The following is a 4,858-nucleotide window of genomic DNA, read 5'->3' as shown; positions in this document are numbered from 1 at the left end:
CGCGTCGGTGCCCTGCCCGTGGCAGTCGGGGTGCTCCAGCCAGGCCGTGCCGCCCTCCACGGTTCCGTCCATGAAGAACTTCACCCCGCCGACCACCCAGTGCCGCCCGCCCCGGCCCTGCGCCCCGATCAGCTCGCGCAGGGCATCGGCGTCCGCGCCCGGCATGCACCAGGGCGCGAACCGCAGCCGCACCGGCAGCACCGTCTCCCGCGCCACCGCGTCCACCAGCTCCAGGTCCCCGCCGTCCATCACATGGGCGCCGGTCAGCCCGGTCGCGGCCATGGCGGACAGCAACTCCAGGAGCCGCGCCCGCCGTTCACCGTACGAGGGCCGCGGCACCACGGCGGTGACCAGGTCCATCGCCGCGTGCTCGACCAGATGCCCGGTGGGCCGCCCCGAGGCGTCGCACACCACCTGGGCGCGCTGGTCGAAGGCGCGCGGCCCGGTCACCCCGGCGGCGGCCAGCGCGGGGCCGTTGACGAGGGCGGAATGACCGTCGTACAGGCGCAGGAAGGCCGGGGTGTCGCCCAGCACGTCCGCCACCAGCTCGTGGTGGACCGGTCGGCCCTGGAACGCGTTGTGGTCCAGCCCGAAGCCGACCACCCAGCCCTCGGTCCGCTCGGCCCGGGCGAGCGCCGCGCGCAGCCCGGCCAGGTCCGTCACGCCGGACAGATCCGTGCCGGTCGCCATGTCGAGCCCCCACACCGGGTGGCTGTGCGCGTCGGTCAGGCCCGGCACCAGGTGCGCGCCGTGCAGGTCGACGATCTCGGTGCCGGGGCCGCGCCAGTCCCGTACGTCGTCCGCCGTGCCGACGGCGGTGATCAGCCCGTCGCGCAGGGCGACGGCCGTGGCGGTGGGGCGGGCGGGGTCCAGGGTGCGGATCCGGGCACCGGTGAGGACGAGATCGGCAGCGGGCATGCCGTGAACTCCTAGCGGGAAGAGGGTCGTTCGGTGGGTTCGGTGCCGAACGTCCCGTAGACGTCCGGGCGGTTGCGGCGCAGCCACCACGCCAGCGGCAGGCCGAGGACGAAGATGGCGGGCGCCACGGCGGCCAGCACGGCGTTCACGGCCTTCGGCGCGCCGGTGAACAGATCGATGTGGGACACCACCAGCACGATCGCGGTCGCCAGCAGGACGGCGGCGAGCACCGGTGCCAGCACCGTGCGCACGCGGCCCTCGGTGTGCCGTACCCGCCGGAAGTAGCGGAACACGGCGAGCGCGGCCAGCAGCTGGAGCAGCAACAGGCCGATCATGCCCGGGGTGTTCACCCACAGCAGCAACTGCTGGTACGGGTCGGCGTCGGCGGCCCAGAAGGCGAGGACGACCACGGCACCGAGGGTGGTCTGCGCCAGGCCCGCGACGTACGGGGAGCGGTGCCGGGGGTGGACGCGGCCCAGCCGGCGGGGCAGCACCCCCTCCTCGGCCAGTGCCAGCGCGTAGCGGTTGATGGCGTTGTGGAAGGCGAGCAGTGAGGCGATGACGCTGGTGACGATGAAGACGTGCATCAAGTCGGCGGCCCAGCCGCCCACATAGGTGGTGATCGCGGTGAAGAAGAGACCGGCCGGATCCTGCCCGGCGGCCTGGACGACCCGGTCGTCGCCGAACGCCTGGACGGCGATCCACACGGTGAACGCGTAGAACAGGCCGAGGAAGCCGACGGCCGCGTAGGTGGCGCGCGGGACCGTGCGCGCGGGATCGCGGGCCTCGCGGCGGTAGATGACGGTGGACTCGAAACCGGTGAACGCGGCGAACGCGAAGGCCAGGACCGCCGCCGTGCCGGGCACGAAGACATTGGCCGGGGCGAGCGAGGACAGGGAGAGGCCGTGCGCGCCGCCCCGCACCAGCACCCCGCCCGCGAGCAGCACGAGTATGCCGGTCTCGGCGACCAGCAGGACCCCGAGGAGCCTGGCGCCGAAGTCGATCGAACGGTAGCCGCCGTAGCCGATCAGCACCAGGCCGGCCAGCGACACCGGCAGCCAGGGCACATCGGCGCCGAAGAGGGCGTGCACGGTGTCGCGGGTGGTGGTGGCGAGGAGGCCGTAGACACCGATCTCCATGCCGTTGTAGCCGACCAGGGCGAGCAGGGCGGCGCCGATCCCGGCCGGGCGGCCGAGACCCCGGGTGATGTACGCGTAGAACGCGCCGCCGCTCGTGACATGGCGGCTCATGGTGGTGAAGCCGACGGCGAAGACGGCCAGGGTCAGCCCGGCCAGCAGATAGCCGACGGGCGCGCCGACACCGCCCAGCAGCAGGGCGAGCGGGGCGACCCCGGCCATGACGGTCAGCGGCGCGGCGGCGGAGACGACGAAGAAGGCGATGTCGGCGGTGCCGAGGGTGCCGGAGCGGAGGCCGGGCGCGCCGGACGGCGCGTCCTCCTCCGGGAGCCCGGCGGTGGTCACGGACATGCGGGGGCCCTTCTGGCAGCGGAGGGGAGGGGATCCCGGTGGTGGGGCAGCGGGGTTCGCGGGGCACCGGCGGGCGCGGCCGGGGTGGGCCGTCCGAGCCGGTGTCTCACGGGTGCACGAGGGGATGGCGGGCGCCCGGAGCCGTAAACCTAAAGGCTTTCGGTTTCCGCAATGTAACCTGCCGTTGGGCATCCGGGAAGACCTCAGGGGGACGCTGACCATGGGACGGCCGCGCACACCGCTCCTCGACCGCGAGCGCATCGCCGCCACCGCGCTCCGGCTCATCGACGAGACCGGTGACTTCACCGTGCCGCGGATAGCCCGCGGGCTCGGTGTGCAGACCGGCTCGGTGTACCACCACGTGGACGGCCGGGACGGCATCGTGGAGCTGCTGCGCGAGCGCGTCTGCGCGGCCATCGACCCGGCTACCCTGGACCTGACCCCGTGGGACGCGGCCATGGAGGCCTGGGCGCGGTCCTACCGGGCCGCGTTCGCCGCCCATCCCCGGGTGATCCCGCTGCTGATGACGTCCCCCGTCCGCGCGCCCCGGGTCCTCGCCCAGTACGAACGCGCGGTGGGCGTGCTGCTCGCGGCGGGCTTCGAGCCGGCCGCGATCATGCCGTTGATCGTCGCCCTGGAGAACCTGGTGCTGGGCTCGGCCCTCGACCTCGCCGCCCCCGACGCGATGTGGGAGCTGGCCGACGGCACCCCGACCCCGCGTCTGGCCGAGGCCCTTACGGCGGCGGGCGACGGCCGAGCCGACCGCGCCTTCGAGGTGGGGCTGACGGCCTTCCTGAACCACGCGCGGGCCCTGCGGGAGGGACGGTAGCCGGTCGCGGCACCCGCCCGGCGGCCCGGCGCAGGTACTCCCGCCGGGGGTGAGCCCCGGTGCCCCGGTGGACGGACGGCCCGGGGCATGGGAAGGAGGGTGCCGCCTCCTGCCGGGCGCCGCCTCCTGCCGATCCGGTCCGTCCCGTTCAGGGCGCCCGCCCCCGCTCCTGTGTACGTCCACCGGAACCGGTGCGCGGGACAGACGCCCCGCGCGTGCACATACGCCTGCCGGGAGAACGTCGCCGGCACGCACGGCACCCCCGTCACTTCGTGAGAAGGGCGACGGCTGTACGAGTTTCCCAGTACCGGCAGTAACATGATCACCTTGTTCCGGGTGTACCAGTCAGTCAACTAGGTGCCGTTCCCGTACGGCGCCCTGCCCGGAGAAGTCCATGTCATCTGTCAATGACGCGTTGGAAAACGCGCGCCTCACCTACGAACAGCACATGAACACGTGCCGTCAGTGCCATGCCGACGCCGCCCCCTGCGCCGTGGCCAAGCACCTGCTGCGTCTGTACAACCTCGCCCGCCGGGACGCCATGCGGGCCGCCGGTCCGGACGCGCCGACCGCCTGACCGCACGGAACGCTTTTCACCCGCCGCCAGGAGGGAACCCGGCCGCCTGTCCCGTCCGCGAGAGACACAGGAGGCCACCGTGACGGACCAGCACGGTGACCGGCCCGATCCGGTCACCCAGCACGCCCGCCCCGACTTCCCCTCCCAGGACCAGCCCCACCCGGGCTGGACCGGGCCCATGGACCCGCCGCCCGACCACGGCGAGGAGTCGTACCACGGCGCCGGCCGGCTCGACGGGCTCCGGACCGTGATCACGGGAGGGGACTCCGGCATCGGACGGGCGGTGGCGCTCGCCTTCGCCCGCGAGGGTGCCGACGTGCTGTTCACCCACCTCGCGGAGGAGGAGGACGAGGCGCGCGAGACCGCCCGCCTGGTCGAGGACGCGGGCCGCAAGGCGGTCGCCGTGTCCTGCGACATCAGGGAGGAGGACAACTGCCGCGCCCTGATCGAGCGGGCGGTCGACGAGTTCGGCCGTATCGACGTCCTCGTCAACAACGCCGCCTACCAGATGTCCCAGCCCGACGGCATCGAGGGCATCAGCACCGAGCAGTTCGACCGGGTGCTGCGGACGAACCTGTACGGCATGTTCTGGCTGACCAAGTTCGCCCTGCCGCACATCCCGGCCGGCGGCTGCGTCCTCAACACCACGTCCGTGCAGGCCTACCAGCCCAGCCCGCACCTGCTGGACTACGCGATGACGAAGGGCGCGATCGTCACCTTCACCCACGGGCTGGCCCAGACGGTCGCCGAGCGCGGCATCCGGGTCAACGCCGTCGCGCCGGGCCCGGTGTGGACCCCGCTGATCCCCGCGACGATGCCCGACACCGCCGAGTTCGGCAAGCAGAGCCCGCTCGGCCGCCCGGCCCAGCCCGCCGAACTGGCGCCGGCCTACGTCTATCTCGCCTCGCCCCAGGCGAGCTACATCACCGGCGAGATCCTGAACGCGACCGGCGGCACCCCGCTGCCCTGACCGTCGGCCGGTCAGCCCGGTTAAGACCCCCGGCTTCGGCACCGGCCTATACGACCGCGAGGGCGGTCTGAAGGCGG

Annotated in this window: 5 protein-coding genes; 3 read left to right on the top strand and 2 right to left on the bottom strand. The window is 73.4% G+C overall.

The features are described 5' to 3' along the window. The coding region (locus H5J33_RS23555) for an amidohydrolase (RefSeq protein WP_181796899.1) at nucleotides 1-918 on the bottom strand (918 nt) is incomplete at its 3' end. An 11-nt stretch (nucleotides 919-929) separates the two neighbouring features. Next, a complete protein-coding gene (locus H5J33_RS23550) occupies nucleotides 930-2,405 on the bottom strand; it encodes an APC family permease (protein WP_181796898.1) in 1,476 nt (491 codons plus the stop codon). A 220-nt stretch (nucleotides 2,406-2,625) separates the two neighbouring features. Here H5J33_RS23550 and H5J33_RS23545 point away from each other — a divergent pair, with 220 nt between their 5' ends. The 3 genes from H5J33_RS23545 (at nucleotide 2,626) to H5J33_RS23535 (ending at nucleotide 4,781) form a co-directional block, all read left to right on the top strand. Beyond that, nucleotides 2,626-3,234, top strand: a complete 609-nt coding sequence (locus tag H5J33_RS23545; RefSeq protein WP_181796897.1) for a TetR/AcrR family transcriptional regulator — start codon at nucleotides 2,626-2,628, stop codon at nucleotides 3,232-3,234. 394 nt (nucleotides 3,235-3,628) lie between these two features. Continuing rightward, nucleotides 3,629-3,811 carry a hypothetical protein gene (locus tag H5J33_RS23540; protein ID WP_181796896.1) on the top strand — a complete coding sequence of 61 codons (183 nt, stop codon included), beginning with the start codon at nucleotides 3,629-3,631 and terminating at the stop codon, nucleotides 3,809-3,811. Between the two features lie 79 nt (nucleotides 3,812-3,890). Further along, nucleotides 3,891-4,781 (top strand): SDR family oxidoreductase, encoded by an 891-nt coding sequence (locus tag H5J33_RS23535; RefSeq protein ID WP_181796895.1) that lies wholly within the window; start codon nucleotides 3,891-3,893, stop codon nucleotides 4,779-4,781. The last annotated feature ends 77 nt before the right edge of the window (nucleotides 4,782-4,858 follow it).

Origin of the sequence: Streptomyces sp. WELS2, from assembly GCF_013870595.1 — a bacterium.
Lineage (GTDB): Bacteria > Actinomycetota > Actinomycetes > Streptomycetales > Streptomycetaceae > Streptomyces.
The sequence above is the reverse complement of the archived record's forward strand: the minus strand, read 5'-3'. Positions and strand labels throughout refer to the sequence as shown.